The sequence below is a fragment of the Halosimplex aquaticum genome (assembly GCF_028747785.1).
In the GTDB taxonomy this organism is placed as follows: Archaea; Halobacteriota; Halobacteria; order Halobacteriales; family Haloarculaceae; genus Halosimplex; species Halosimplex aquaticum.
On record NZ_CP118158.1, the window covers coordinates 4,124,301 to 4,148,339 of the forward strand.

24 protein-coding genes are annotated in these 24,039 nt (G+C 70.0%); 14 read left to right on the forward strand and 10 right to left on the reverse strand.

Going from position 1 to position 24,039, the window contains the following annotated elements:
• Positions 1–52: 52 nt before the first annotated feature.
• From PSC72_RS20240 to cofD, 4 genes are read right to left on the reverse strand one after another with little or no spacing between them, the layout of a single operon-like run.
• Positions 53–655, reverse strand: a complete 603-nt coding sequence (locus PSC72_RS20240) for a DUF447 domain-containing protein (protein ID WP_274323232.1) — start codon at positions 653–655, stop codon at positions 53–55.
• On the reverse strand, positions 652–1,491 hold the full coding sequence (locus tag PSC72_RS20245; RefSeq protein ID WP_274323233.1) for a triphosphoribosyl-dephospho-CoA synthase: 840 nt from the start codon (positions 1,489–1,491) through the stop codon (positions 652–654). The genes PSC72_RS20240 and PSC72_RS20245 overlap by 4 nt, the downstream gene beginning before the upstream one ends.
• Positions 1,488–2,327 (reverse strand): tRNA-dihydrouridine synthase, encoded by an 840-nt coding sequence (locus PSC72_RS20250; RefSeq protein WP_274323234.1) that lies wholly within the window; start codon positions 2,325–2,327, stop codon positions 1,488–1,490. The genes PSC72_RS20245 and PSC72_RS20250 overlap by 4 nt, the downstream gene beginning before the upstream one ends.
• Positions 2,324–3,316 carry a 2-phospho-L-lactate transferase gene (cofD, locus tag PSC72_RS20255; RefSeq protein WP_274323235.1) on the reverse strand — a complete coding sequence of 331 codons (993 nt, stop codon included), beginning with the start codon at positions 3,314–3,316 and terminating at the stop codon, positions 2,324–2,326. Before cofD ends, PSC72_RS20250 begins: the two co-directional genes overlap by 4 nt.
• 175 nt (positions 3,317–3,491) lie before the next feature.
• On the opposite strand from cofD, the gene PSC72_RS20260 reads away from it, so the two are divergent.
• From PSC72_RS20260 to PSC72_RS20280, 5 genes are all read left to right on the forward strand, one after another.
• Positions 3,492–4,040, forward strand: coding sequence for a protein-tyrosine phosphatase family protein (locus PSC72_RS20260; protein WP_274323236.1), 549 nt, complete (start codon positions 3,492–3,494; stop codon positions 4,038–4,040).
• 93 nt (positions 4,041–4,133) lie between these two features.
• A complete protein-coding gene (locus tag PSC72_RS20265) occupies positions 4,134–5,357 on the forward strand; it encodes an HD domain-containing protein (RefSeq protein ID WP_274323237.1) in 1,224 nt (407 codons plus the stop codon).
• Between the two features lie 21 nt (positions 5,358–5,378).
• Complete coding sequence (locus PSC72_RS20270) at positions 5,379–6,413, forward strand: amidohydrolase family protein (protein WP_274323238.1); 1,035 nt, start codon at positions 5,379–5,381, stop codon at positions 6,411–6,413.
• 94 nt (positions 6,414–6,507) lie between these two features.
• On the forward strand, positions 6,508–6,864 hold the full coding sequence (locus tag PSC72_RS20275; protein WP_274323239.1) for a four-helix bundle copper-binding protein: 357 nt from the start codon (positions 6,508–6,510) through the stop codon (positions 6,862–6,864).
• Positions 6,865–7,020: 156 nt separating this feature from the next.
• Positions 7,021–7,584, forward strand: coding sequence for a universal stress protein (locus PSC72_RS20280; RefSeq protein WP_274323240.1), 564 nt, complete (start codon positions 7,021–7,023; stop codon positions 7,582–7,584).
• Between the two features lie 31 nt (positions 7,585–7,615).
• Here PSC72_RS20280 and PSC72_RS20285 read toward each other — a convergent pair whose 3' ends face one another.
• Entirely contained in the window at positions 7,616–8,575 is a 960-nt protein-coding gene (locus PSC72_RS20285) for a biotin--[acetyl-CoA-carboxylase] ligase (RefSeq protein ID WP_274323241.1), read from the reverse strand.
• 73 nt (positions 8,576–8,648) lie between these two features.
• Positions 8,649–9,647: a Gfo/Idh/MocA family protein gene (locus PSC72_RS20290; protein WP_274323242.1), complete on the reverse strand. Its 999-nt coding sequence runs from the start codon at positions 9,645–9,647 to the stop codon at positions 8,649–8,651.
• Positions 9,648–9,804: 157 nt separating this feature from the next.
• On the opposite strand from PSC72_RS20290, the gene PSC72_RS20295 reads away from it, so the two are divergent.
• Positions 9,805–10,572: a helix-turn-helix transcriptional regulator gene (locus PSC72_RS20295; protein ID WP_274323243.1), complete on the forward strand. Its 768-nt coding sequence runs from the start codon at positions 9,805–9,807 to the stop codon at positions 10,570–10,572.
• Between the two features lie 12 nt (positions 10,573–10,584).
• On the opposite strand, the gene PSC72_RS20300 is transcribed toward PSC72_RS20295, so the two are convergent.
• Entirely contained in the window at positions 10,585–11,571 is a 987-nt protein-coding gene (locus PSC72_RS20300; protein WP_274323244.1) for a hypothetical protein, read from the reverse strand.
• 458 nt (positions 11,572–12,029) lie between these two features.
• On the opposite strand from PSC72_RS20300, the gene PSC72_RS20305 reads away from it, so the two are divergent.
• Both PSC72_RS20305 and PSC72_RS20310 read left to right on the forward strand, forming a co-directional pair.
• Complete coding sequence (locus PSC72_RS20305) at positions 12,030–12,527, forward strand: hypothetical protein (protein ID WP_274323245.1); 498 nt, start codon at positions 12,030–12,032, stop codon at positions 12,525–12,527.
• A 133-nt stretch (positions 12,528–12,660) separates the two neighbouring features.
• Complete coding sequence (locus PSC72_RS20310; RefSeq protein WP_274323246.1) at positions 12,661–13,164, forward strand: adaptin protein; 504 nt, start codon at positions 12,661–12,663, stop codon at positions 13,162–13,164.
• Positions 13,165–13,273: 109 nt separating this feature from the next.
• Here the strand turns inward: PSC72_RS20310 and PSC72_RS20315 are convergent, their stop codons facing one another.
• A complete protein-coding gene (locus PSC72_RS20315) occupies positions 13,274–15,118 on the reverse strand; it encodes an acetyl/propionyl/methylcrotonyl-CoA carboxylase subunit alpha (RefSeq protein WP_274323247.1) in 1,845 nt (614 codons plus the stop codon).
• A gap of 161 nt (positions 15,119–15,279) precedes the next feature.
• Between PSC72_RS20315 and pdhA the strand changes: the two genes are divergently transcribed.
• The 3 genes from pdhA to PSC72_RS20330 all read left to right on the forward strand — a co-directional run bounded on the left by pdhA (position 15,280) and on the right by PSC72_RS20330 (position 18,202).
• Complete coding sequence (gene pdhA / locus PSC72_RS20320) at positions 15,280–16,392, forward strand: pyruvate dehydrogenase (acetyl-transferring) E1 component subunit alpha (RefSeq protein ID WP_274323248.1); 1,113 nt, start codon at positions 15,280–15,282, stop codon at positions 16,390–16,392.
• A gap of 119 nt (positions 16,393–16,511) precedes the next feature.
• Positions 16,512–17,183 (forward strand): DUF4166 domain-containing protein, encoded by a 672-nt coding sequence (locus tag PSC72_RS20325; protein ID WP_274323249.1) that lies wholly within the window; start codon positions 16,512–16,514, stop codon positions 17,181–17,183.
• Positions 17,180–18,202 (forward strand): YndJ family protein, encoded by a 1,023-nt coding sequence (locus PSC72_RS20330; protein ID WP_328518166.1) that lies wholly within the window; start codon positions 17,180–17,182, stop codon positions 18,200–18,202. Before PSC72_RS20325 ends, PSC72_RS20330 begins: the two co-directional genes overlap by 4 nt.
• A gap of 18 nt (positions 18,203–18,220) precedes the next feature.
• Here PSC72_RS20330 and PSC72_RS20335 read toward each other — a convergent pair whose 3' ends face one another.
• Positions 18,221–19,771, reverse strand: coding sequence for an acyl-CoA carboxylase subunit beta (locus PSC72_RS20335; RefSeq protein WP_274323250.1), 1,551 nt, complete (start codon positions 19,769–19,771; stop codon positions 18,221–18,223).
• A gap of 136 nt (positions 19,772–19,907) precedes the next feature.
• On the opposite strand from PSC72_RS20335, the gene PSC72_RS20340 reads away from it, so the two are divergent.
• Together PSC72_RS20340 and PSC72_RS20345 are read left to right on the forward strand one after the other, a co-directional pair.
• Complete coding sequence (locus tag PSC72_RS20340; protein WP_274323251.1) at positions 19,908–21,254, forward strand: DUF7537 family lipoprotein; 1,347 nt, start codon at positions 19,908–19,910, stop codon at positions 21,252–21,254.
• A gap of 24 nt (positions 21,255–21,278) precedes the next feature.
• Complete coding sequence (locus PSC72_RS20345) at positions 21,279–21,905, forward strand: uracil-DNA glycosylase family protein (RefSeq protein WP_274323252.1); 627 nt, start codon at positions 21,279–21,281, stop codon at positions 21,903–21,905.
• A gap of 37 nt (positions 21,906–21,942) precedes the next feature.
• On the opposite strand, the gene PSC72_RS20350 is transcribed toward PSC72_RS20345, so the two are convergent.
• A complete protein-coding gene (locus PSC72_RS20350) occupies positions 21,943–23,301 on the reverse strand; it encodes a sodium-dependent transporter (protein ID WP_274323253.1) in 1,359 nt (452 codons plus the stop codon).
• Between the two features lie 82 nt (positions 23,302–23,383).
• Here PSC72_RS20350 and PSC72_RS20355 point away from each other — a divergent pair, with 82 nt between their 5' ends.
• Complete coding sequence (locus tag PSC72_RS20355; RefSeq protein WP_274323254.1) at positions 23,384–24,016, forward strand: hypothetical protein; 633 nt, start codon at positions 23,384–23,386, stop codon at positions 24,014–24,016.
• Positions 24,017–24,039: the final 23 nt, after the last annotated feature.

Genomic DNA, 24,039 nt, shown 5'->3' on the forward strand with positions numbered 1-24,039 from the left:
GTGGTCCAACACTGTCGATCGCTCTATCGGTGCGACAGACAGGTTCCCGAGGCTACCACTCCGCGTCGACGAGGTCGCCGATGCGGGCGAACGCCTCTCGTTCGCGGTCGCCTCCGCAGGTCTCGACGACGCTCTCGAAGTATGCGAGTCGTTCGAGAAGGGCCTCGGTGTCGTACGACTCGACGTCCAGGCGGGACGCGGCGACGGTAGCTTCGACCACGGCGTAGAACCCTCGGTTCGTCGTCGGGACGGCGCGTCGTTCGACGACGCTGTCGACCGGATCGAGCCGCCAGGTGACGACCTCTGTGCTACCCTCGGTAGTCGATCCCGTCCGTTCGGCCGTGACTTCGACCCAGGCGTCGGCGCTGTCGAGGACGGGGTCGTCGATCTCGTGGATTGCGAGTGCAGCATCGACGAAATCTATCGGGTTGCGGGTGAACTGTACGTAGCCGGCGCCGCGTTCCCGGAAGTTCCGCCGGGTTCGCGTGTGGCCGTAGGTGCGGGCGGTCACCGGATCGCCAGCGTGCAGGCCGAGCGCGGCGACGTTCCAGCGGTCGTTCGGGCCGAGGGTGGTGACGACCGACTCGACGACGCCGGAGAGGTGGACCGGCCAGTCGTCGGCGTCGTCGCCGTCGCGAGTATCGCTGTCGGTCACACGTCCAGCCCCCGCTCGAGCGCGACGAACAGCCCCGCCGCGACGATGTCTGCGGTCGTCCCGGGGTTGATGTCTTCGGCGACGAACTCGTCGGCCAGCGTCTCCGGGTCGACCTCGCCGTCCAGGGCCGCCTGCGCCCGTTCGGTCACCGCTTCGGCGGTCGCTCGGTCGTGCTGGGTCGCGACGAAGGTGTCGACCTCGTCAGCGAGCAGTCCGAGGAACGTCCGCGCGGCGCGGTCTGCGACCGGGCCGTCGCCGCCTTCGATGGACTCGGCGGCCGCGAACACGCGCTGGAACCCGTCGACCCATTCGCGAGCCACGCCGTCGCGGTCGGCGGAGCGCTCCATGACGTCCCGGAGCGTGAGCGCGCGCGATTCCAGTTCGGTGACGGCGTCGCTCCCGCGGCGCACGTCGAGCGGCTCCATGCCCTCGGGGGGGTCGTCGACGGCCACGTCGACCGCCTCGAACGCGCGGTAGAAGTTCGCCGCGTCGGCGACGGTCGTCGCCTCGACGACTGCCGTCGCACCTTCGGGCGTGAGGGACCGATCACCGTCGCCAGCGGCGGCGACGAGCGGGAGTTGCAGGAGGACGGCGCCGAACTGCGTGTTGCCGCCGCGCTGTTCGCTCATCCCCTCGATGGCCGCGAGGAACGACTCGCCGAGCGGTTCGCCGACGGCGGCCATCTCCAGTCCCCGCCGCGCCCCGACGGCGCCCGCGAGGAAGTGCTCGAATCGCAGGTCGTCGTGGTCCCGGTGGCGGTCGACGTTCCCCGGCTTCGGCGTCCCCGCGACTTCGAGCAAGAGCGCGAGTTCGGCGTTCTGGGCGGTCGTCCTCACGTACCCGATCCTCCGGATTCCACGCTGGGGATCTGCTCGGTACGCCGTTCCTCGGCGTCCTCGAACCACTCGTCGACGGCCGCGTGGACGCGTTGGAGTACTCTCGGGTCGTCGCTCGGCCGGCCGACGCTGACCGCGTCGGCGCCGTAGTCGAGGTACTTGCGGACCGTCGCCCGGTCGCGGACGCCGTTGTTGGCGACGACGAACGCGTCAGTGGCATCGACCACGTCGGCGACGACCGCCTCGGAGTCCATCGCGTCGACGTGGAGCAGATCCGCCCCGGCGTCGTCCAGGCGAGCGGCGACGGCCGGCAGGTCGACGCCGGCGAGTTCGGTCCGGACCTTCACGCTCACGGTCGCGTCGGTCTCGGCGGCCGCGCGGACGTAGGAGACGAGCCGGTCGGGCTCGCGCAGGAGTGACTCGCCCGCACCTGCTGTGCACATCTCGTCCTGGCGACAGTGGGCGTTGACCTCCACGATCGCAGCGTGGTCCGCACAGACCGCGGCGGCGTCGGCGATCGGGTCCGGTTCGCTCGCGCGGACGTTGAACGCCGGTCTGAGCGGCACGTCTGAGAGTTCGCGGAACTGCCGGTCGACGAACGCGAGGGGATCGTCGGGGAGGAACTCGTCGCGGTCGCGGTCGACCAGTTCGCGCGCCGCCTCGCGAGTGGGCTCGTCGAGCGCGATCCCGCCGAGGAAGGCGCAGCCGGCGTACTCGCTCGCGGCAGTCGCCCAGTCGGCGTCGGACTGGCCGCTCAGGCTGGCGAGCGCGAGGCGGGGGGCGAAAGGGGCGTCCGAGTGCCCGGGCCCATCGGATCCGGTCCCGTCGGCAGTCATTCGACGGCCTCCAGCGCCTCGTTCACCGCGCGGGCGACCCGGGCGGCGTCGTCCTCGTCGTCCATCCGGGTGTCGGTGCGGACGACCGGTCGGCCGAGGTCGGTCCCGTCGTCGCCGTCCAGGACGAACGCGTCGGCGAAGGGGTACGCCTCCGCGACGCCGGCGGTGCTGGCCTCGTAGCCCTCGGCTTCCATCAGGTCGTCGGCGGGGCCGGAGAAGACGGTGTCCTCGACGAACGGCGAGACGGCGACGACGGGCGTCTCGGCGAGCGCCTCGCGGATCCCGTCCACCGCGAGCATCGGCCCGAGGCTGGTGATGGGGTTCGACGGCCCGATGACCACGGGATCGGCGAGCGCGTCGAGCACGGCGGGCGTCGCGGTCGCCTCGTCGGCGCCGCGGAACTCGACGGACTCGATATTCGGTTCGCCACCCCGGGCGACCCAGAACTCCTGGAAGTGCATCGGACCCTCGTCGGTGTGGACGATGGTCGCCACGGGGTCGTCGCTCATCGGCAGCAGGTCGACGGTCAGGTCGAAGGCCTCGGCGAGGACGCGGGTCGCCTCGGTGAGCGACTCCCCCTCGTCGATCAGGCTCGTCCGCGTGAGGTGGACGGCGCGGTCGGCGTCCCCGATGTGCATGAACTCGCCGACGCCCGAGAACCGGCGCCAGCGGGCGATCCGCCGGCCCGCGGTCTGGCGGTCGTCGGGCAGGTATCTCGGTCCCGGTTCGATCCCGGCCTCCTCGGCGATGGAGACCAGTTCCTCGTGTGTCGTCGCGGTGTCGTCGGCGATGCCCCACCACATCTCGCGGTCGAGGCGGTCGCCGCGGAGGTAGAGGACGGTGTCCACGTCCGGACAGACGAGGTGGCCGCCCAGTTCCACGTCGTCGCCGGTGTTGCCGACGACGGCGGTCTCGTCAGGGTCGAAGACGGCGTCGGCGCCCGACAGGAGCTTCGGCGTGCCCGTCCCGCCGGACAGAAACGTCACCATACCCCGCCGTAGGGGTGACCCCGGGCTAAAGCTTTGCGTCCGCGGCAGCGATCCCGGTCCGCGGGCGATCCGGAATCGCCGGACCGCACCGGCTCGTGGCGGCGCGTCATTGTCAGACGTGAGAATTGCACCTCTAGACTCAAGGGGGGCGGTCGAGTGATACGACCAGGATCCGATGCCAGACGTTCACAACCGAGAGTCGGGCGCGGACGCCCACCGACTCGCCCCCGCTGCACCGGACGAGGAGCACGTCTACGGTGCGTGTAGCCCCGGCTGGCACAGCGCCGCCGGCCACGGCGAGGCCCTCGCCGACTGGATCGCCGTCCTCCGCGCCGCCGGCGTCGACCGCGTCTGCAGCCTCCAGCCCGGCGCCGAGTGCGCCGGCGACTGCGACGCCGCCTACGCCGACGCGTTCGGCGACGACAGGGTGCTCCACGCGCCCGTCCCCGACGGTCACCTCGTCGGCCCCGCCCTCCTCGACAGAGAACTACTCCCCTTCCTCGACGAGGCCGCCGCGGCCGACGAACGGGTCGTCGTCTACTGCCTCGACGGGATCGGTCGCACCGGCCAGGTGCTCGCTGCGTGGCTCGCTCACGACCGCGGCTACGGTCCCGAACGCGCCATCGAAACGGTCGAGGAGACCGGCCGCAAGCCCCGCGAGCCCGTTCGCAGGGGCAACTCGACCGAACAGGAACTGCACGACCTGCTCGCCGTCTTCGGCTGACTCCGTTTCCGCCGGCGCGTTCTGGGACGGAACGGGGCCGATCGCGGCAGTCGATGCTGATCCTTATGTCGGGAGACGCGTAATTTCGACGCAATGACGACGATCAAGGACAGCGTCCACGACCACATCGCGGTCGAGGGCGTCGCGGCGGACCTGCTGGACACCCCGCCCGTCCAGCGGCTCCGTCGGATCAAGCAACTCGGAACCGTCACCTACGTCTATCCCTCCGCCAACCACACCCGCTTCGAGCACTCGCTCGGCGTCTATCACCTCGCCACCGAGGCGCTCGCCCACCTCGGTATCGAGGGCCAGCAGGCCGAGCGGGTCCGCGCCGCGGCGATGCTCCACGACGTGGGCCACGCCCCCTACAGCCACAACATCGAGGACGTCGTCCACCGCCGCACCGGGAAGTACCACGACGACGTCGGCGACCTCCTCGGGAGCGGCCCGGTCGCGCGCGTGCTGACCGACCACGGGCTGAACCCCGACAACGTCGCGGGACTCGTCGCCGGCGACGGCGAACTCGGCCAGATCGTCTCCGGCGAACTCGACGTCGACCGGATGGACTACCTCGTCAGGGACGCCCACCACACGGGCGTCTCTTACGGGACGATCGACGCCGAGCGGCTCGTCCGGGGGCTCCGCTTCGTCGACGGCGACCTCGTCCTCGACGAGGGCAACGTCCAGGCGGCCGAGAGCCTCCTGCTCTCGCGGGCCCTGATGAACCCGACCGTCTACAGCCACCACGTCTCCCGCATCGCGAAGGCGATGCTGCGCCGGGGGACCCAGCGCCTGCTCGCCCACACCGACATCGACGGCGAGGAACTCCGGCGGATGGACGACTACGGGCTCCGTGTCGCCCTGCGCGAGTGCGAGGCGACCGCGGCGTTCGCCCACCGACTGGACCGGCGCGACCTGTACAAGCGGGCCGTCTGGGCGGAGATGGAGGCGGTCCCCGAGGCGCTGATCGACGCGGACCACGAGGAGATACGCGAGCACGAGCGGACGGTGGCCGACGAGGCGAACGTCGACCCCGACGCGGTGATCCTCGACGTGCCGCCCCGGCCGTCGATGCGGGAGTCGAGCAGTCGCGTGCTCGTCAACGGCCAGGTGCGGCGGCTGAGCGAGCAGTCGACGCTGGTTAACGCCTTGCGGGCGGCCCAGCACGACCAGTGGCGACTCGGCGTGTACGCCCCCGAGGAGACGGCCGAGCGCGTCGGTAACGCGGCCATCCGGGCGCTGGGGATCGACCTCGAAGACACCAGAGTCCGGGACGTGCGCCCGGGCGTCCACGCGACCCTCGACGACTTTAACTGACGCCGGCGGAGTCACTCTGTAATGAGCGACTCCACGACGTTCGACGGCACCATCCTGCGCGGCCGCGAGTTCGACCCCGTCGAGGGGCGCGTCGTCGTCGAGGACGGCGAGATCACGGCCATCGAGGAGGCGTCGACCCACAGCGACGACATCGTGCTCCCGGCGTTCGTCAACGCCCACACCCACATCGGCGACTCCATCGCCAAGGAAGCGGGCGGCGGCCTCTCGCTCGAGGAACTCGTCGCGCCGCCGGACGGCCTGAAACACCGCCTGCTCCGGCAGGCCAGCCAGGAAGAGAAAGTCGAGGCGATGCGCCGCTCGCTACGGTTCATGGTCGACTCGGGGACGGCCGCCTGCATCGAGTTCCGCGAGGGCGGCGTCGACGGCGTCGAAGCCTTCGAGCGAGCGGTCGACGGGCTGGACATCGATCCGGTCGTCCTCGGGCGCGAGACGGTCGAGGCGATGGAGGCCAGCGACGGGTTCGGCGCAAGCGGCGCGAACGACGGCGACTTCACTCGCGAGCGGAACACGACCGCCCGCGCCGAGAAGCTGTTCGGCATCCACGCGGGCGAGGTCGACGCCTCGGACATCAACCCGGCGCTGGACCTCGACCCCGATTTCCTCGTCCACATGGTCCACGCGGAGGAACTCCACCTCGACCGCGTCGCCGACAGCGAGATCCCGGTCGCGGTCTGCCCGCGCTCGAACCTCGTCACCGACGTCGGCTTCCCGCCGATCGCCGACCTCCTCGAACGGACGACGGTCGCGCTCGGGACGGACAACGTCTTCCTCAACAGTCCCTCCATGTTCCGCGAGATGGAGTTCGCCGCGAAGATCGCCGACGTGAGCGCCCGCGACGTCCTGCGCATGGCGACCGTCAACGGGGCGGAGATCGCGGGGCTGAACTGCGGACTGGTCGAACCCGGCCGCGACGCGAAACTGCTCGTCCTCGACGGCGACTCCGACAACCTCTCGGGCGCGAAAGACCCGGTCCGCGCGGCGGTCCGTCGGGCCGGCGTCGACGACGTGTCCGAAGTGTACCTGCCCGAGCGGTGAGCGCCGGACGCGAACCTCCCCGAGACCTGCGATCGGTCGCCTTGGAGATACAGGCTCGCCGCTGAACCCGCGCCGGCCCCTATCTCGACGCGCGATGTCACTCTCAGAGACCGTCTCCAAGATCGACCGGCTGAGCGACGAACAGCGCGACTGCATCGAGAACTGCAACGAGGCCGCCGAGGTCTGCGAGTGGTGCGCCGACGAGTGCCTCGGCAGCGAGGACATGGAGCAGTGCGCCCGCCTCTGTCGCGACGTGGCCGACCTCGCGTCGCTGCACGCCCGATTCATGGCCCGCGGGTCGAACTACAGCGCCCAGCTCGCCGAGGCCTGCGCCGACGCCTGCGAGGCCTGCGCCGACGAGTGCGACCAGCACGACGCCGACCACTGTCAGGTCTGCGCCGACGTGCTCCGCGAGTGCGCGCAGTCCTGCCGGAACATGGCCGGCGCCTGATCGGCGCCTGATCGGCGCCGCGGCGACGGTCGCGCGACCGCGGCAGGCGTCGCTCGACGGCCTGCGTCCGGCCGTACCCCCTTCTACCCGTTCTCAGATTTTCCCCGATTTCGCCCCTGCCGAAGGGTTATACAGCCTCGCGTGGTATTTGGTACCATGAGTCTCTACGAGACGATCCTCTTGCCGACGGACGGGTCGGCGGGGATCGAACGGGTGATCGAGCACGCGGGGGAACTCGCGCGGGTGCACGACGCGACGATCCGGGCGCTGTACGTCATCGACGCGACGAGCTTCACGGGGCTCCCGATGGAGACCTCCTGGGAGGGGGTCCGACAGGTGCTCGAATCGGAGGGGGAGACGGCCCTGGAACAGTTTCGACGGGTGGCGCCCGCCGACGTGGAGGTGGAGACGACGACGGTCGAAGGGACGCCGAGTACCGAGATAGTCCGCTACACGCGCGAACAGCCCGTCGACGTGGTCGTGATGGGGACCCACGGTCGCGGCGGAATCGACCGGCTCCTGCTGGGGAGCGTCGCCGAGCGCGTCGTCCGCAAGTCCGCCGTTCCGGTCGTCACCGTGCCCGTCGGCGGCGCCGCCGCGACCGTCGAGACCGAAGAGGCCGGCGAGGCGGAACCCGCCGCCGGGCCGGAGGGCGTCACCGAGTCGGAAGGCGTCACCGACGCGGACACGGACCCGACCCCGAGCGTCGAAGGCTCCTGAACGGGGTCGTCGCACCGTTCGCAGATCGCCCTCACTCCTCGACGGGTCGCAGGTGTTCGCAGTCGCCGGCGGTCACAGTCACCCGCTCGTCGCCGGTGTCGACTACGAGCGCGCCGGGGAACGTGACGTCGACGGCATCGCCGACGACGTCGCCGCCGGGCGTGTCGACGCGCACGCGCTTCCCGAGCGTCGTCGCGTACTCCCGCCAGGCCGGGACGACGGCGTCTAGATCCCCGCGCAGTTCGTCGAACTCCTCCAGCACGCGCTGGGTGAACAGCCGGCGGTCGACGCCGCCCGCTTCCCCGAGGAGCGTCGTCGGTTCGGCCTCGCTCGGCAGGTCGCCCGGGTCGACGTTCGCGTTGATCCCCATCCCGACGACCACCCACGAGACGCGGTCGGCCTCGCCCTCCATCTCGGTCAGGATGCCGGCCAGCTTCCGCTCGACCGTCTCGCCGTCGGCGCCGGTGTCCGGGACCACCACGTCGTTCGGCCACTTGATACGGGCGTCGACGCCGGCCTCGCGGGCCGCGCGAGCGACGGCGACCGCGGCGGCGAGCGTGTAGGCCGGCGCGTGCGTCGCTGGGATGTCCGGCCGCGAGAGGACGCTCAGCCAGATCCCGCCGCTCGGCGAGGACCACTCGCGGTCGAGTCGACCCCGTCCGCCCGTCTGTTCGTCGGCGAGGACGACCACGTCGTCGGCGCCCTCCTGGGCGAGGTCGCGCGCTCTGGCGTTCGTGCTCGGGATCGAGTCGTGGAACTCCACCTCGAAGGGCGCCTCCAGGCCGTACTCGACGGTCGACCCGCCGAACTCGGGGAACTCGTCGACGGCGTAGCCGTCGCTACCGCTCTCGACGTCGAACCCCTCGTCGCGGAGCGCCTCGACGTGTTTCCAGACGGCCGCCCGCGAGACGTCCAGTCGCTCGGCCAGTTCCGGTCCCGTGATGGGCCCGTCGGCGAGCGCGTCGAGGACGCGCTCTCGCGTCTCCTGCATGGCTCCGCGTAGCCGGCGGTCGGACGTAAGTGGTCCGGAGCGCGTCGCTCGCCGCCCCCGCCAGAACCGACACTCAGGCGATCTCGTCGACGCGCACCGCGCGCTCCTCCTCGGCAGACCGCAGCGCCGCCTCGACCACCCGGTGGACGGCGAGCGCGCTGGCGAAGTCCGAGGGGTGGTTCTCGCGCTCGCCGGAGAGGCAGTCGGCGAGGACCTCGTAGAGTCGGCCGGTCGAGCGCCCGTCGGGGTCGAACCCCTCGACCTCGATCCGCTCGCCGCCGTCCGCGCCGTAGCGGGCGCTGGCGTGGCTGCCGAGGACGAACTGGCTGTGGCCCGCCGTCCCGACGGCGTCGAGGCGGTACTCCAGCCAGAAGGTGTCCGCCTGGGCGGGCACGTCCGGCGCGTCGGGACCGAGGTGGAGCGTCGCGCGTGTCCCGCCCGGATAGGCGAGTTCCAGCAGGACGTCCGTCGGTTCGACCGCTGCGTGCCAGTCGTCGAGCGGGTGCTCGCTCCACTCGGCGTGGGCGCGGACGGACTCGGGTTCGGCGTCGAGCAGCCAGTTCAGCTTGTGGAGGAAGTGGGTGCCGTGTTCGTAGAGGCCGCCCTTCGTGGAGCCAAAGAGGCGCTCCACGTCGCCGAGCCTTCCGTCGTCGATCCACGCCCCGAGCGCCTGGACCTCCTCGCCGTAGACGTGCTGGTGGCAGACGGTCACGCGGGCGTCGCTCTCCGCGACGAGGTCGGCGATCTCGACGACTTCCTCGTGGGTGATCGCCACCGGCTTCTCGAACAGCAGCGAGTCGGGGTCGTGAGCGAGCACGTCGGCGATCACGTCTCGGCGGATCGTCGCCGGCGTGACGAGCGTGACGTGGGTCGGCTCCTCGGTTTCGAGCGCCGCGTCGAGGTCAGTGTAGGCCGTCGGTACGTCGAACTCCTCGGCCGTCTCGCGGGCGGCCGCCTCGTCGAGGTCACAGACGGCGGTGACCGCGAACCGGTCGCTGTCGTGGAGCGCCCGAGCGTGAGTCTGTCCGCGGTCGCCGCACCCGATCTGGACGGCGCGGTGGGTTTCGGTCACAGCGGGGTATCTGCTCGGCCCGACATGAGTGTTCGCACGCGCTCTGGACCGGGCGCCCACCCACCGGACGTCGCCTGCCCGAAGCGATCTTTTGATGTAGTTAAATTATCAATAATGGCCGTTAGCTTTTACTTGTTGACGGGAAAAGGAGACAGTAATGGGGCCCGAATCGGTTTCTGACGTTCTCGATATCTATACCAGAAGGACGGACCTGCTGTGTCTGGTCTGTGCCGGGACGCTCGACAAGCGCGAGCTCGAGCGCCAGGTCGACTGCTCGCGGCCGACGATCGACCGCTCGTTCCGCGAACTGGAGGAGATGGGCGTGTTACGGTCCTCGGGGACGGCGCACGAGCTCACCGCCTTCGGCCAGCTGTTCTGCCGGGAGTTCACGCGGACGCGAGCGACGCTCACTACCCTGACCGAGTTGAGCGACGTGCTGTCGGTCCTCCCCCGGGACTCGCCGATCGACATGCGGCTGCTGCGGGGTGCCACCGTCCACCGTGCGAAAGAGCACGCTCCCCAGGAGCCGTTTCTGGACGTCGTGGACGCCGCCGCGGACGCGACGGAGATACGGGGCTACTCGAGCACGGTCCTCCCCTCGTACGTCGACGCGTTCTACTCGCTCGTCGTCGAGGAGGGGATGACCGCGACGCTCGTGTTCACCTCCGACGTCGTCGAGACGCTGGAGCGGAACTACCCGGACCGCTTCGCCGACCTGGTCGAGGCGGGCCACACCGCGGTGTACGAGACCGCGACGACGGAGATGTACGGGCTCCTCGTCGGCGACGACGTCGTCGCCGTCCCCGTGGGCGACGACGGCGGGAGCCTCGAAGGCATCATCGTGAACGACACCGCCGCCGCACTGGCCTGGGGCGAGGCGTGTTTCGAGGACCTCGTCTCCGCGGAGGACACGACAGAGCTCTGACCGTCCGCGCCGCTACCTGCCGGTGTCGACGGGCACGTCGCCCACCGGAATCCCGAGGACGCGCTCGGCGCCCTCCGCGACGTCTCTCGCGACCAGCGCCGCACCCTGGGCCGACGTGTACGGCTCGGCGAACCGGACCGGAGCGATGTCGACGCAGCGCTCGTAGACTCGTCGGCCGAGTGCGAACGGTTGCTCGCGCCGCATCAGTCGGCCGCTCAGGACGACGGCGTCGAGGCCGCCGCCCAGTTCGCGGGCGAACGGATACAGCGCGTAGACGTTCAGTACCGACGACCAGTACACGCTCTCGAACAGCTCCGGGTCGGAGAGGTCGTGGACCTCGGTGAGGTCCGCACCGCGGCGCGGGAGGAGCCCGCACTGCATGAACACGTCGTCGAAGTCCGCCTCGACGCCGCGGCGGATCGCCTCGGGGTCAGGCCAGCCGTGCACCGGGCCGACCCAGTGGAAAAAGCCCGTCAGCCGTCCGTCGACCACGAGCCCCGCCATGCACGACGAGCTCGCGCACGCCCAGATGAAGGTTCCCGTGGGGTCGAACTCACCCCGGAACCGCTCCAGCGCGTACCGGACGGACCCCACTTTGTCCGCTCCGGCCAGCGCCGAGTAGTGCCTGAAGAACTCGTGGAGCGTGTCGAGACCGCGGTGGACGCCGGGAACGACGACCGTCGGGACGGCGGCTTCGCGCAACCGGTCGAAGACGGCCGCCCCGGCTCCGGTGCCGTAGTCCAGCCCCACGAGGTCGGTGACGCCTCTGTTCGAGACGCGTTCGATCCCCTGGATTTCGTCGATGGCGTCGCCGAAGGCGTACGTGATCGCCGCGAGCGACACCCGCGAGAGGTCGACGCGTTCGTCCAGCACCTCCAGCACCGCCTCGGCCGTTTCGACGTTCCGTCGATCGATCCGGAACGCGGTCGTCAACTCGCCGTCGTCGCCGACGCCGGCGATCTTGATGCCCGTCGTCGAGTGGTCTATACCGACGTACATTGCACTGTCCCCGTCGAGCGGCCGGGCGTCTCGCGTTCGTCGGCCCGCGACCGGGCTCCCCCGGACGCCCGACAAGCAATTTACGTACTGACAGGTTATTGTTATAGGTGAGTTATTTGTCATTTCCCTGCGATGGGGCCGGTAGGGGACCCATTCCAGGGACGGAAACGGGGCGACGCCGAGCAGAGTGTCGGCCCGTAGGTCGGGGAAAACGTCGATCCGACCGGTGCCAGATACGTTCGCGCGGACCGTTTGGGCCGTCTACGGGACGCCAGCGGACCTACCGGGCGAGTCGTGTTCGTCTCGGGCGTCACCGATCGTACCGACGGGAATAATCACAGCGTGAACGACGTTCAGTTCTTAATACTATCTGTTTGTGGTGTGTTACCGAGACCAGAGGGACGGAGAGAGCTCGCCCGATCCGAGCGGTGAGATGGAGACACGTCCCTCGTCCAACGATGATAGCACGAAACAACGGATGCGACACGGATCCGAACCGCGGTGTGGGTGGCCGCCTCGCGCTCGGTCCGGACCAGCTGCTAAGCGGACTGCTCAACGCGATCTCGGGCCCCGGTCGGTTCCGACAGATGCTCTTCGTCGTCGCGCTGTGGGCGCTCTTTCGCGGTCGCCACCGGCTGGCGGCCGCGGCGGGCGCGGCGCTCGTCGTCGCGGCGGCGTCGCGACTCGCCGTCAGGGCTGCGTCCTCGCTCGTGCGGTGGGGACTGCGGTCCGGGGGGGCGACACGGCGGCCGGACGCCTGTCCGTGCGACCGCGAGTCGCCGGACCCAGGTACCGGAACGTCGGACTCCCCGTCCAGTCCCGCGGACGCCGGGGCGCGGCGACGAGCGAGCGATCGTCCCCTCGCGGTGTTCTACATCGAGGGGGACTCCGACGGCGTCGTCCGGCCCGGTCCCGAGAGCGGGCACGGACACCGGACGTCGGAGCCAGACGAGTGAGACCGCGCGGCGCTCGCCCGGTCGACTCGCCCGATCCCGGCCACCCACCGCGGACCCGGTCCGCCTGCGAGCGGAGTCGACGCCCGCCGTCACCGGGGGGTTACTAACGGCGTCGCTCCGTTCGTTCCGATAGATGACGACGATCCTCGCCGTCGACCGCGACGAGACCGTCGACGTCAACCCGCCGGCGGAGCGCGAGGCCGTCCCGCTGGCGTGGCTGAAGGCGCTCGACGACGGCGACGCGGTCGAAGTGTGGGCCATCGGCAACCAGCGGCTGCGCCACGAGGCGAGCGTTCCGGGCGTCCCGGAACTGCTCGCGGAACTCGGCGTCAGTCGGGTCCGGCCGCGCGTCCTCGCGGCGATGATGCGGATCGAGTGGCACCTCCACGACGCCCCGGGACTCCGGGCGATGTTCGCCGCGACGGCCCCGCGCGTCGACTCCGGGATGATGCCCCCGCGTGACGAGCGCCTCCGCTTGCTCGCCGACCTCCGCGACGGCGCGACCGATCACGTCGTCGTCGACGACGTCGACCGCTCTCACGTCGACGGCTGGACGCACTACTACCCGTGGGAGTTCGTCGACGCCGTCAGAGACGGCACGGTGGCGTTCGACGCCGACGTCTGTCTCGACGGCTGATCCAGCGGGTCACCCAGCGCCTCGCTGCGCCGCTGCCTCCGGACGAGTCGCCGTTCGACGGCGGCGAACGCCGCAGGGCGGTTCTTCGGTGTCGCCGCCCGACGCGGGATCAGTCGAGGACGAACATCGTGTCGCCCATGTCGACGGACTCGCCCTCGCTGACCTCGACGTGGGTGACGGTGCCGGCGCTCTCGGCGACGATGTCGTTCTCCATCTTCATCGCTTCGAGGACGCAGAGCACGTCACCGGCGGCCACCTCGTCGCCCTCGGCGACGTTGACCTCCAGGATCGTCCCCTGCATCTCCGCCGCGATCTCCTGGCCCTCGGCGGCGACGCCGCCGGAGTCGCTGTCGGAACTGCCACCACCCGGCTGGGGCCGCTGGGCCTGGCCGCCGCTTCCGGCCCCGTCGCCGCCGGTCGGGATGGCCGGCGCGCCGCGCTCTTCGAGGTCGACCTCGAAGCGCTTGCCGTTGACCTCGACGGTGAACTCGCGCTCGACGACCTCTTCCTCGTCGTCGCCGCCGCTCGGCTCGCTCCCACTGCCCCAGCGCTCCTGTGCTTCGTCGATGCGCTCGGGGTCGAGGTCCTCGTCGAGGTACTTCGTGGTGTGGCGGCCTTCGAGGAACGTCTCGTCGGTGAGCATCAGCCGGTGGAACGGGATGATCGTGGGGAAGCCCTCGATGGTGTAGTCGGCGAGGGCACGCTTTCCGCGGGCGATGCACTCCTCGCGGTCCTCGCCCCAGGTGATGAGCTTCGCGACCATCGAGTCGTAGTCGGTGACCAGATCGTCGCCCTGTCGGTGGGCGTCGTCGACCCGGACGCCGATGCCGCCCGGCGTGTCGTAGACCTCGTACTCGCCGCCGGTGGCCGGCGCGAAGTCGTTGGCGGCGTTCTCGGCGTTGATCCGGAACTCCATCGCGTGGCCCTCCAGTTCCACCTCGTCCTGCTCGAAGGTGAGTTCCTCCCCGGAGGCGATCCGGATCTGCCACTTCACGAGGTCGATGTCCGTCAGCTCCTCCGTGACGGTGTGTTCGACCTGGATGCGCGTGTTGACTTCGAGGAAGAAGAAGTCGGTGTCGGCGTCGAGCAGCCCCTCGTCGTTGCGCTCCTCGTCCTCGACGAGGAACTCGAAGGTGCCGGCGTTGTAGTAGTCCCCGGCGTCGGCGCCCCGGCGGGCCGCTTCCCGGATCTGCTCGCGGAGGTCGTCGGTGAGCGCGGGCGAGGGGCCCTCCTCGATGACCTTCTGCTGGCGGCGCTGGAGCGAGCAGTCCCGCTCGCCGACGTGGCGGACGTTGCCATGTTTGTCCGCGATGATCTGCACCTCGACGTGCCTGGCGTTGTCGAGGAACCGCTCGATGTAGACGGAGGCGTTCGAGAAGTACGCCTCGCCCTCGCGCTGGGCGGTGTTCAGCGCCTCCTCGGCCTGATCGGCGCTTTCGACGACCTCCTGGCCCATGCCGCCGCCCCCGCCCTCGGCCTTGATGAGGACCGGAAAGCCGTGTTCCTCGCCGAACTCGACGATCTCCTCGGGGTCCTCGACGGGTTCGGTCGTGCCGGGGACGATCGGCACGTCGGCTTCTTGCATCACCTTGCGGGCGTGGGTCTTCTCGCCGAGGCGTTCCATCGCCTCGCTGGACGGGCCGACCCACGTGATTCCCTCGGTCTCCTCGACCTTGGCGGCGAACTCGGCGTTCTCGGCCATGAACCCGTAGCCGGGATGGATGGCGTCGGCGCCGGCCTGCTCGGCGGCCTCGAGGATCGCCTCCTGGTCGTTGTAGGAGTCGGCCGCGCGGGCGGGGCCGACGTTGTAGGCCTCGTCGGCGTAGCGGACGTGGCCGGCGTGTTTATCGGCCTCGCTGTAGACGGCGACCGTCCCGACCCCGAGCTCCTCGCAAGCGCGCATGACGCGGACGGCGATCTCGCCGCGGTTGGCGACGAGGACCTTCTCGAACATACTCCTCTGTACCGCGCGTCGCCCTTTAAATCTAATCGGAGTCGCGGGTCCGACCAGTCGCCGGGAGCGGCTGAGCGCTTCAACCGTCGCGCCAGGTCGACCGCGCCCGACCGTCCCGGTCGGGAAAACGGTTTTACCCGCCGTCCGCGTTCGCCTCCACAGTGAGCGACGAGCGACCAGTCTCGCCCGACGACGACCTCGTGCAGGTCCTCGACCAGGAGGGGCGCGTCCGCGACGGCGCGACCGTCCCCGACCTGTCCGACGAGACCCTCGTCGACATGTACGCCCAGATGCGGCTGGCCCGCCACCTCGACGAGCGGGCGGTGAGTCTCCAGCGCCAGGGCCGCCTGGGGACGTACCCGCCGCTGGCCGGACAGGAGGGCGCCCAGATCGGGTCGACCCACGCCCTGCGCGACGACGACTGGATCCTCGACCAGTACCGCGAGCACGGCGCCGTCGTCGCCCGCGGCATCGAACCGGAGTACCTGCTGTACTGGAAGGGCCACGAGGTCGGCAACGCGTGGCTGGCCTCGCGCAACATCTTCCCGCTGAACATCTCTATCGCGAGCCACCTCCCCCACGCGACGGGGATGGCGTGGGCCGCCCGACTCCAGGGCGACGACCGGGTCGCCTGCTGTCACTTCGGCGACGGCGCCACGAGCGAGGGAGACTTCCACGAGGCGCTGAACTTCGCGGGCGTCTTCGACGCGCCGGCGATATTCTTCTGCAACAACAACCAGTACGCCATCTCGGTGCCCCGCGAGCGCCAGACGGCCAGCGCGACCATCGCCGAGAAGGCCGACGCCTACGGGTTCGACGGCGTCCGCGTCGACGGGATGGACCCCCTCGCGGTGTATCAGGTGACCGAGGCCGCCGTCCAGAAGGCTCGCGACCCGGACGAGGGCGAACTGCGACCGACGCTGATCGAGGCGGAGATGTACCGCTACGGCGCGCACACGACCGCCGACGATCCGTCGAAGTACCGCGACGACGCCGATGTCGAGCGGTGGAGAGAGCGCGACCCGATACCCAGGATGGAAGCGTTCCTCCGGGACCGGGACCTGCTGGACGACGAGCGGGTCGAGGCCATCGAGGAGCGCAACCGCGAGCGCGTGGCCGACCTGATCGAGGGCGCGGAGGCGTACGAACCGGACGTGGACGAGTGGTTCGAGCACGCCTACGCGGAGCCGACGGCGGGCGTCCGCGAACAGCAGCAGTACCTGCGAGAACTCCGTGAGCTCCACGGCGACGACGCGCTCCTGCGAGACGAGTGAGGTTACCGAGCTGGTTCCGGCAGTTCGCCGGGCGAGGGCGGACATATCAACGGTTTTGTCCCTGGCGGATCCACGACACGTATGGTGACTGATTGTTCGGGGCGGCGAGGGGTGGCGACGTGACGGGGGTCTACGAGTACGCGCTCGGAGACGAGGCCGACGACCTGCATCCGAAAGTGCGGGACCGCTACGGCCTCGGGCCGGAGGACGCCTACGCGACGGTCGGACGGGGCGTGATGGACATCACCCGCGGGACGCTCGCGCTGCCGGTCCTCTACGCGATGCCCCTGCGGAACCTCCTCTTCCCGGAGTCGGGGACCGAGATCCCCTTCTCGGTGACGACGGCCGGCTTCCGCGACCCGGCGGGCTACGAGGCGCTGACGACCCGTCGCGAGTTCGACTTCGACGGGCGGGTCCGGCGGTTCGACTCGCTGACGGTCTGGGACGCTGAACGCGAGCGCCTGTTCGACTTCCTCGGGACGGGCGGCCACGTCGTCTCGGAACTGCACCCGCGCGTCGAGGACGGCGCGCTCGTCGTCGAGGGCGGCAAGCAGTGGACGAGAGTCGGCGGGCGCTACCTGCCGACGCCCGGCCCGCTGGCGGTCGACGTGACCGTCCGGGACCGCTACGACGAGGGCGACGAGTGCTTCTACGTCACCGCAACCGTCGAGAGCGGGCTGGCCGGGCACGTCCTCGGCTACCGCGGGTCGTTCACCCAGGAGCAGCGGGAGATGGAGGTCGTTCCGGACGATCTGAAGCCGACGACCGGGATCGACCCGCTGCCGCCATGAGCGACGGGGTCGGCGGCGGCGTGGGCGCCGAGACGAGCGCCGGGAGCGGAGGCGACGAGAACGCAGTGGCGGCCCCGATGCCGTCGATTCGAGGCGTTCCGGTCACCGACGTCAGCGCGGTCGCCGGCGCGGCGCTGTGGGCGCTGGCGGCCGTCGCGGGCGGCCTCTCTGAGGTCGAACGGGCGCTCGCGCTGGCGCCGCTGGTGGTCGTCCCGCTGGGGATCGGCCTGGCCGCAGAGCGCGGCTTCGACGGGACTCCGGGCGCGCTCCTCGCGGTCGTCGCGGTGACGCAGCCGGCCACGGCTCCGTTCGTGCTGGTGTCGCTGGTAGCGTCCGCGGAACTCACCGCGACGCTCGCCGCCGCGGCCTGGGTGCCGGTGACCGGCCTCATGGCGCTCGCAGGCGCTCTCCGTGCCCGCGAGCGCGGCTTCGCTCCCAACCGGCTGTCCGAGACGCTTGTCGACGCCGGGCTGGCGTACACCGTCGTCGCGGCGGTCGCGCTCGTGCTGTTCCACCGCGGGGTCACGTTCTGGTTCCACCCCGTCATCGTCCTGCTCACCGCGGTCCACTTCCACTTCGCCGGGTTCGCGCTGCCGGTGATCGCGGGCGTCACGGGCCGGCACCTCGGCGGCTTCGAAGGGCTCGCCCGCACGGTCGCCGGCGTGATACTCGTCGGCCCGGCGATCATCGCGGTCGGCATCTCCTTCTCGCCGCTCGTGGAGGTCGTCGCCGTCGGCGCGTTCACCCTTGCGGTCGCCGCCTTCGGCCTGCTGGCGCTCGTCCGGGTCGTCCCGACGCTCGATCCACGTTCGGGCCCGCTGGTCGGCGTGTCGGCGCTCGCGCTCCCGGCGTCGATGGTCCTGGCGCTCGGCTACGGCATCGCGGCGTTCTCGGGGACGAACCCGCTCGGACTGGGGGTCGGCAGGATGGTGTCGCTCCACGGGTCGCTGAACGCCTACGGGTTCGCCCTCTGCGGCGTCGTCGGGTGGCGGCTGGTGAACAGGCCGACATCGGCCTGAAAAATCGAGCCTCGGCCGTCAGAGCGGGATGTTCCCGTGCTTCCGGTCGGGGTGGTCCTTGCGCTTGCTCTCCAGCGTTTCGAGGTCGCCGATGAGTCGCGAGCGGGTCTCCGGCGGTTCGAGCACGTCGTCGACGAACCCGCGCTCGGCGGCGGTGTAGGGGTTGGCGAACGCGTCGCGGTACTCGTCGATGAGCTCCTGGCGTTTCTCCTCCACCTGTTCGGCCGCGTCGAGTTCGTCGTCGTAGAGGACGTTGACGGCACCCTCGGGCCCCATCACGGCGATCTCTGCGGTCGGCCACGCGTAGTTCACGTCCGCGCCGACGTGTTTCGAGGACATCACGTCGTAGGCGCCGCCGTAGGCCTTCCGGGTGATGACGGTCATCAGCGGGACCGTCGCCTCGGAGTAGGCGTAGAGGAGCTTGGCGCCGTGTTTGATGATGCCCCCCTTCTCCTGGTCCTTGCCGGGCATGAACCCGGGCACGTCGACGAACGTCAGGAGCGGGATGTTGAACGCGTCGCAGAAGCGGACGAACCGCGACCCCTTCAGCGAGGAGTCGATGTCGAGGGTGCCGGCGTTGACCCGCGGCTGGTTGGCGACGACGCCGACGGGGCGGCCGTCGAGGCGGGCGAAGCCCGTCAGCAGGTTGCGCGCGTAGCGCTCGGCCACCTCGAAGAAGGAGTCCTCGTCGACGACGCCGTCGATGATGTCGTGCATGTCGTAGGGCTTCTGCGGCGCCTGCGGGACGACGTCGCGCAGCCCCTCGTCGGCGCGGTCGGGGTCGTCCCAGGGCTCGACCCGCGGCGGGTCCTCGGCGTTGTTGGCGGGCAGGTACGAGAGGAGGTAGCGGATGTCGTCGAGCGCCTCCTCCTCCGCGGCGGGCGCGAAGTGCGCGACCCCGGAGTCGCCGGTGTGGGTGGCGGCGCCGCCGAGTTCGTCGAAGGTGACCTCCTCGCCGGTGACCGTCTCGATGACGTCCGGCCCGGTGATGAACATGTGGCTGGTCTCCTCGACCATGAAGATGAAGTCCGTGATGGCCGGGGAGTACACCGCGCCGCCGGCACAGGGGCCCATGATGGCGGAGATCTGGGGCACCACACCGGAGGCGAGCTGGTTGCGGTGGAAGATGTCGGCGTAGCCCGCGAGCGCGTCGACGCCCTCCTGGATGCGCGCCCCCGCGGAGTCGTTGAGGCCGACGATGGGCGCGCCGGTCTCCATGGCCTTGTCCATCACCTTGCAGACCTTCTGGGCGAACGCCTCGCCGAGCGACCCGCCCATGACCGTGAAGTCGTGGGCGAACACGAAGACGGTGCGGCCGTCGACGTTCCCGTAGCCGGTGACGACGCCGTCGCCGGGGAACGACTTCTCCTCCATGTCGAAGTTGGTCGAGCGGTGCTCGCGGAGCTGGTCGATCTCGACGAAGGAGCCGTCGTCGAGGAAGTAGTCGATCCGCTCGCGGGCGGTCATCTTCCCGCGGTCGTGCTGGGCCTGGATGCGCTCCTCGCCGCCCCCCTTCCGGGCCCGCTCCTTGCGCTCGCGCAGGTCCTCGATGTCGTCGTCGTGGGTCACGCCGGACCACCACGAACCGGTGCCGAGTGGATCATGAGCGTACATCGGAGGTCCGGCAAAAAAGGATTGCCCGGCCGGACGCGCTCGCCGTCTCCGAGGCGTAATATTGATTATCTGTCCTGTCACGGTAGGGAGTATGTCTACGACGGTGGGAGAGACGGCGCTGGTGCTCCTCGTGGGGGCGCTGGCGGTGACTGCGGGATGTCAGGGCGTGTTGACGACGGACGGGACGCCGACGGCGGAACCTCGGGCGACTGCCGCGGCGACGCCGACGGACGCTTCGGGGCCGTCGCCCACTCCCGAGGCGACGGTCACGGCGTCACCGACCGCGACCCCGACGCCGACCGGGACCGACTTTCTGAACGCACACGCGACACGGCTCCGCGCGGCCGGGAACGTGACGGTCAACACGACCACCGTGCGGACCGTCAGCGGCGGGAGCCGAACGAACGAACTGACCCAGACCCGAGAGGCGAGAATCGACTTCGAGAGCGGTCGCGCGTACACGGAGTTCGAACCGCTCCTCGGGAGCCCGAAGGAGCGATACCGGAACGAGAGCGGCGCGACGTTCAGCCGCACCGGAACCAGCGACTACTTCGGCCCCGAGCGCAGCCACTCCCTCAATACGACGCGCCTCGTCTCCATCAGTTCCGTCGACACGGACGCGCTCGAACGGCGGGGTGCGGGAACTGTCGACGGCGCCAGCGGAACCGTCTACACGGTCGACTCCTACGCCGCGTTCGGGGGGTCTAACAGCGATCTCGACCCCGAGAACGTCACCGCGTTCGACCTGACCTACGTCGTCGCCGACGCGGGATACGTGAAATACATGCGGCTGAACCTCACCGTCGAAGCCGGGGAGAAGCGGGTCACCATGTCTGCTCGGCGGCGCTTCACCGAGGTCGGGTCCACGACCGTTCCGACGCCCGACTGGCTGAGCGAGGCGAAGGCCGTCGCCGCCAGGCCCGACCCCGACGACGTGGTGACGCGCACCTACAACGCGACGGGCGAGGACGGCCGCGTGGAGATGGACGTGACCGCGACGCACGGCGAACTCGACGGGTACGCCACCGTCGGGCCGGAGGTCAACTCCAATCCGATGTTCCGGAACGAGTTCCTGAATCGCTATCGCGTCGGCGAGGTCGCGCGGTATTACTTCCTGCTCGACACCGTCGAGTCGGTCACGATCCGGGTCCACTACGACGACGCCGCCGTCGACGACGGAAACGAGTCGACCCTCCGGTTCGTCACGTTGAACCGGACGTCGCAGACGTTCGAACCGATCGACTCGACGGTCGACACCGAGAACGACACGGTTTCGGCGACGTTCACGAGCGAGGCGGCGCTCGACCGGCACCAGGGGAAGACCTTCCTCGCGTTGCGGTGGCCCCAGTACGTCTCGGGGCTGCGCGAGCGGTTCGACCAGAACGACTCCGGCCCGAACTCGCTGGCCGGTCCGGGACGCGAAACCGGCGGAGTTTAGGCGCCGCCGCCACTCCGGCCGGACGTGAAGAACGTCACGGCCCGACAGTCGAACCCCTTCGGCTTCTCGCCGCCGTGTGAACCGTTCGTCGCCGGCTACGGTGACGCGAACGCCGACTTCCACGTCGTCGGCGACCACCCCGGCGTCCACGGCGGGGCCGAATCGGGCTACCCGTTCACGGAGTTCGACGCGAGCGAGCGACTGCAGCGCGCCCTCGCCGAGGGCGGCCTGCTCGCCGAGACGGGCGAACCGCCCGTCGTCGAGAAGACCTTCTTCTCGTACCTCTACCCCTGCGTGCCGGAGGGCGTCCCGAGCGAACGGGACTACGCCGACCTGGAGAACATCTTCGACTCGGAGATCCGCGCGATCACGGCCCACGTCCTCCTGCCGGTCGGCGAGCGAGCGACCCGCCACGTCTTCGCGAACATGAGCGCCCGTCCCCCCGACGAAGTGGACCTGGAGTCCCAGCACGCCACCGAGATCCCCGGCAGCGGCTGGCTCATCGTCCCCGTCAAGGACCCCGCCGAGTGGTCCGACGCCGACGAGGAGGCGCTGGTCGAGTCGCTCGTCGAACTGCGCCAGCGCGACTACGTCCGCCGGGCGGACCTGGGTCGATTTCTGCCGGACGACGACCCGTACATGGTGCGATAGCGGGGCGTCCGACGACGCCGCCAGCGGACCCGCTCGGTCAGAACGGCGCGAAGAAGGCGGCGTCCTCGGCGAAGAAGAGCGTCTGGAACCCGAGATAGAGCGTCACGATGATCCCGAAGAAGACGACTGTCCGGAGCGTCCAGAGCCAGACCGTCGCGAGCGTCCCCGAGTCCGAGGTCCCCTCGCGCAGTTCCGCGACCGCGTTCCACCCGAGGACCCAGCCGACGAACACGACGACAAGCAGCACGGACAGCGGCAGCAGGAGGTTGTACGCCAGCGCGTCGAACCAGACGAACCAGGCGGACGGCCCGCCGGGATCGCCCGTGTCCAGCGTCGACGGGAGGCCGAGCAGGAACAGGACGACGCCCGAGACGGCGGAGAGCGTCGGTCGGGAGACGTTGAAGTTGTCGGTCGCGTAGGAGACGGCGACTTCGAGGAGGCTGATCGCGGACGACAGCGCCGCCAGCGCCACGACGCCGAAGAAGACGACGCCGAGGATCCGGCCGGCCGGGAGGTTCGCGAACGCCGAGGCGACCGCGTCGAACAGCGCCGCCGGTCCGCCGGTGGCGGGGTCGATCCCCTCCGCGAAGAGGATGGGGAACACGACCAGCCCGGCGAGCACGCCGATGAGCGTGTTCGAGACGACGATGACGCCCCCGTCGACGGGGAGGCTGTCGTCCTCGCCGACGTAGGAGGCGTAGGTGATCATGATCCCCATCCCCAGCGAGAGCGTGAAGAACGCCTGGCCGACGGCTTCGGGGACGACCGATCCGGCGTTGGACAGAAGCGAGTCGACGTCAGGAGAGAGGAAATAGCGGATCCCTTCGGCAGCGCCGCCGAGCGTGAACGCCCACGCCGCCAGCGCGACCATGAGGATGACGATAGAGGGAACCATGACCTTCGTCGCCTTCTCGATGCCGTTCTCGATGCCGAGCGCAACGATGCCGACCGAGATGGCGAGGAAGACCGCCTGCGCGGCGATGGCTTCTGGGCCTGAGGCGACCGCGTTGAAGTATCCGCCGGGGTCGCCGAAGTACGCGCCCGTCGCGCTCCCGAGGAGGTATCGGAGGACCCATCCGCCGACGACGTTGTAGTACGAGAGGATCCAGAACCCGGTAAACAGGGCGACCGCGCCGATGACTCGCCAGCCCCGCCCGCCCAGGTTTTCGAAGGCACCGACGACGTTGCGGTGGGTCCGCCGCCCGACGACGAACTCCGCGAGCAGCGCCGGGAAGCCGATGAGCGTGACGGCTATCAGGTAGAAGACGACGAACGCGGCGCCGCCGTTCGCGGCCGTTTTGAAGGGGAACTGCCAGAGGTTCCCCAGGCCGACTGCGCTTCCGATCGCGGCGACGAGGAATCCGACTCTCGTCGCCCACGTCTCTCGTTCGACCATCTCTATCGATGCTCCGCGGCTGTCGTTCAAAATAGCTACGACCCCAGACGCTATGTCGTTCCACGGCGACAGGTGAAACGCTATGCCCTCCCTGCTGGAACGACTGCTCGGCGACGGCGACACCGAGGAAGGCGTCGACCTGCAACGGCGCGAAGACGACGCGCACGAGGCGCTGCGCAACCGTATCACGCCCGAGACGTACGGCATCGACGACTGCGCGGTGACCGGCGTCGCCGTCGTCAACGAGGGGCCCGACGAGGAGCCGATCACGGTCCCGATCGCCCGCTTCTCGCTGGGCGAGGACGTGGAGTCGCCCGACTACGATCTCGTCTGGGAACTGGCGACCGAAGCGATCCGGGCGATGGTCCCGGCCTTCGACGACGTGTTCGTCCGTCACTACGACGTGCAGTTCACGTTCGACGGGGACGAACTGTTCGAAGCCGAGGAGTGCCGGCGCATCGCGGTCACGCCGGCGCTGGCAGACCGACTCGTCACCGAGACGGGGTTCGACGCCGCGGCGTTCAAGTCGGCGATGCTGGAGGCCGACGACATCGACGACCACATCGCACCCGTGGCCTGGGGCGAGTGCGTCGATTACAGCCGGAACAACGACGCGGCGGTGGTGACCGGCGCGGCGGCGGCCGCCGCCGGCGCGAGCGCCGCCGGTGCGAGTTGCGCGGGCGCCGGTGCCGCCGGCGGTGCGGGCGGCTGTTGAGCGGCAGTTTCCTGCGTGTCCAT

What these genes read in the sequence shown, in the direction of transcription:
- PSC72_RS20280 (WP_274323240.1), top strand. Translation starts at nt 7,021, where the DNA reads ATGAGTCTCTACGAGACGATCCTCTTGCCGACGGACGGGTCGGCGGGG.
- PSC72_RS20260 (WP_274323236.1), top strand. Translation starts at nt 3,492, where the DNA reads ATGCCAGACGTTCACAACCGAGAGTCGGGCGCGGACGCCCACCGACTC.
- cofD (WP_274323235.1), bottom strand. Translation starts at nt 3,316, where the DNA reads ATGGTGACGTTTCTGTCCGGCGGGACGGGCACGCCGAAGCTCCTGTCG.
- PSC72_RS20275 (WP_274323239.1), top strand. Translation starts at nt 6,508, where the DNA reads ATGTCACTCTCAGAGACCGTCTCCAAGATCGACCGGCTGAGCGACGAA.
- PSC72_RS20270 (WP_274323238.1), top strand. Translation starts at nt 5,379, where the DNA reads ATGAGCGACTCCACGACGTTCGACGGCACCATCCTGCGCGGCCGCGAG.
- PSC72_RS20310 (WP_274323246.1), top strand. Translation starts at nt 12,661, where the DNA reads ATGACGACGATCCTCGCCGTCGACCGCGACGAGACCGTCGACGTCAAC.
- PSC72_RS20295 (WP_274323243.1), top strand. Translation starts at nt 9,805, where the DNA reads ATGGGGCCCGAATCGGTTTCTGACGTTCTCGATATCTATACCAGAAGG.
- PSC72_RS20350 (WP_274323253.1), bottom strand. Translation starts at nt 23,301, where the DNA reads ATGGTCGAACGAGAGACGTGGGCGACGAGAGTCGGATTCCTCGTCGCC.
- PSC72_RS20300 (WP_274323244.1), bottom strand. Translation starts at nt 11,571, where the DNA reads ATGTACGTCGGTATAGACCACTCGACGACGGGCATCAAGATCGCCGGC.
- PSC72_RS20330 (WP_328518166.1), top strand. Translation starts at nt 17,180, where the DNA reads ATGAGCGACGGGGTCGGCGGCGGCGTGGGCGCCGAGACGAGCGCCGGG.
- PSC72_RS20355 (WP_274323254.1), top strand. Translation starts at nt 23,384, where the DNA reads ATGCCCTCCCTGCTGGAACGACTGCTCGGCGACGGCGACACCGAGGAA.
- PSC72_RS20340 (WP_274323251.1), top strand. Translation starts at nt 19,908, where the DNA reads ATGTCTACGACGGTGGGAGAGACGGCGCTGGTGCTCCTCGTGGGGGCG.
- PSC72_RS20305 (WP_274323245.1), top strand. Translation starts at nt 12,030, where the DNA reads ATGATAGCACGAAACAACGGATGCGACACGGATCCGAACCGCGGTGTG.
- PSC72_RS20315 (WP_274323247.1), bottom strand. Translation starts at nt 15,118, where the DNA reads ATGTTCGAGAAGGTCCTCGTCGCCAACCGCGGCGAGATCGCCGTCCGC.
- PSC72_RS20265 (WP_274323237.1), top strand. Translation starts at nt 4,134, where the DNA reads ATGACGACGATCAAGGACAGCGTCCACGACCACATCGCGGTCGAGGGC.
- PSC72_RS20285 (WP_274323241.1), bottom strand. Translation starts at nt 8,575, where the DNA reads ATGCAGGAGACGCGAGAGCGCGTCCTCGACGCGCTCGCCGACGGGCCC.
- PSC72_RS20250 (WP_274323234.1), bottom strand. Translation starts at nt 2,327, where the DNA reads ATGACTGCCGACGGGACCGGATCCGATGGGCCCGGGCACTCGGACGCC.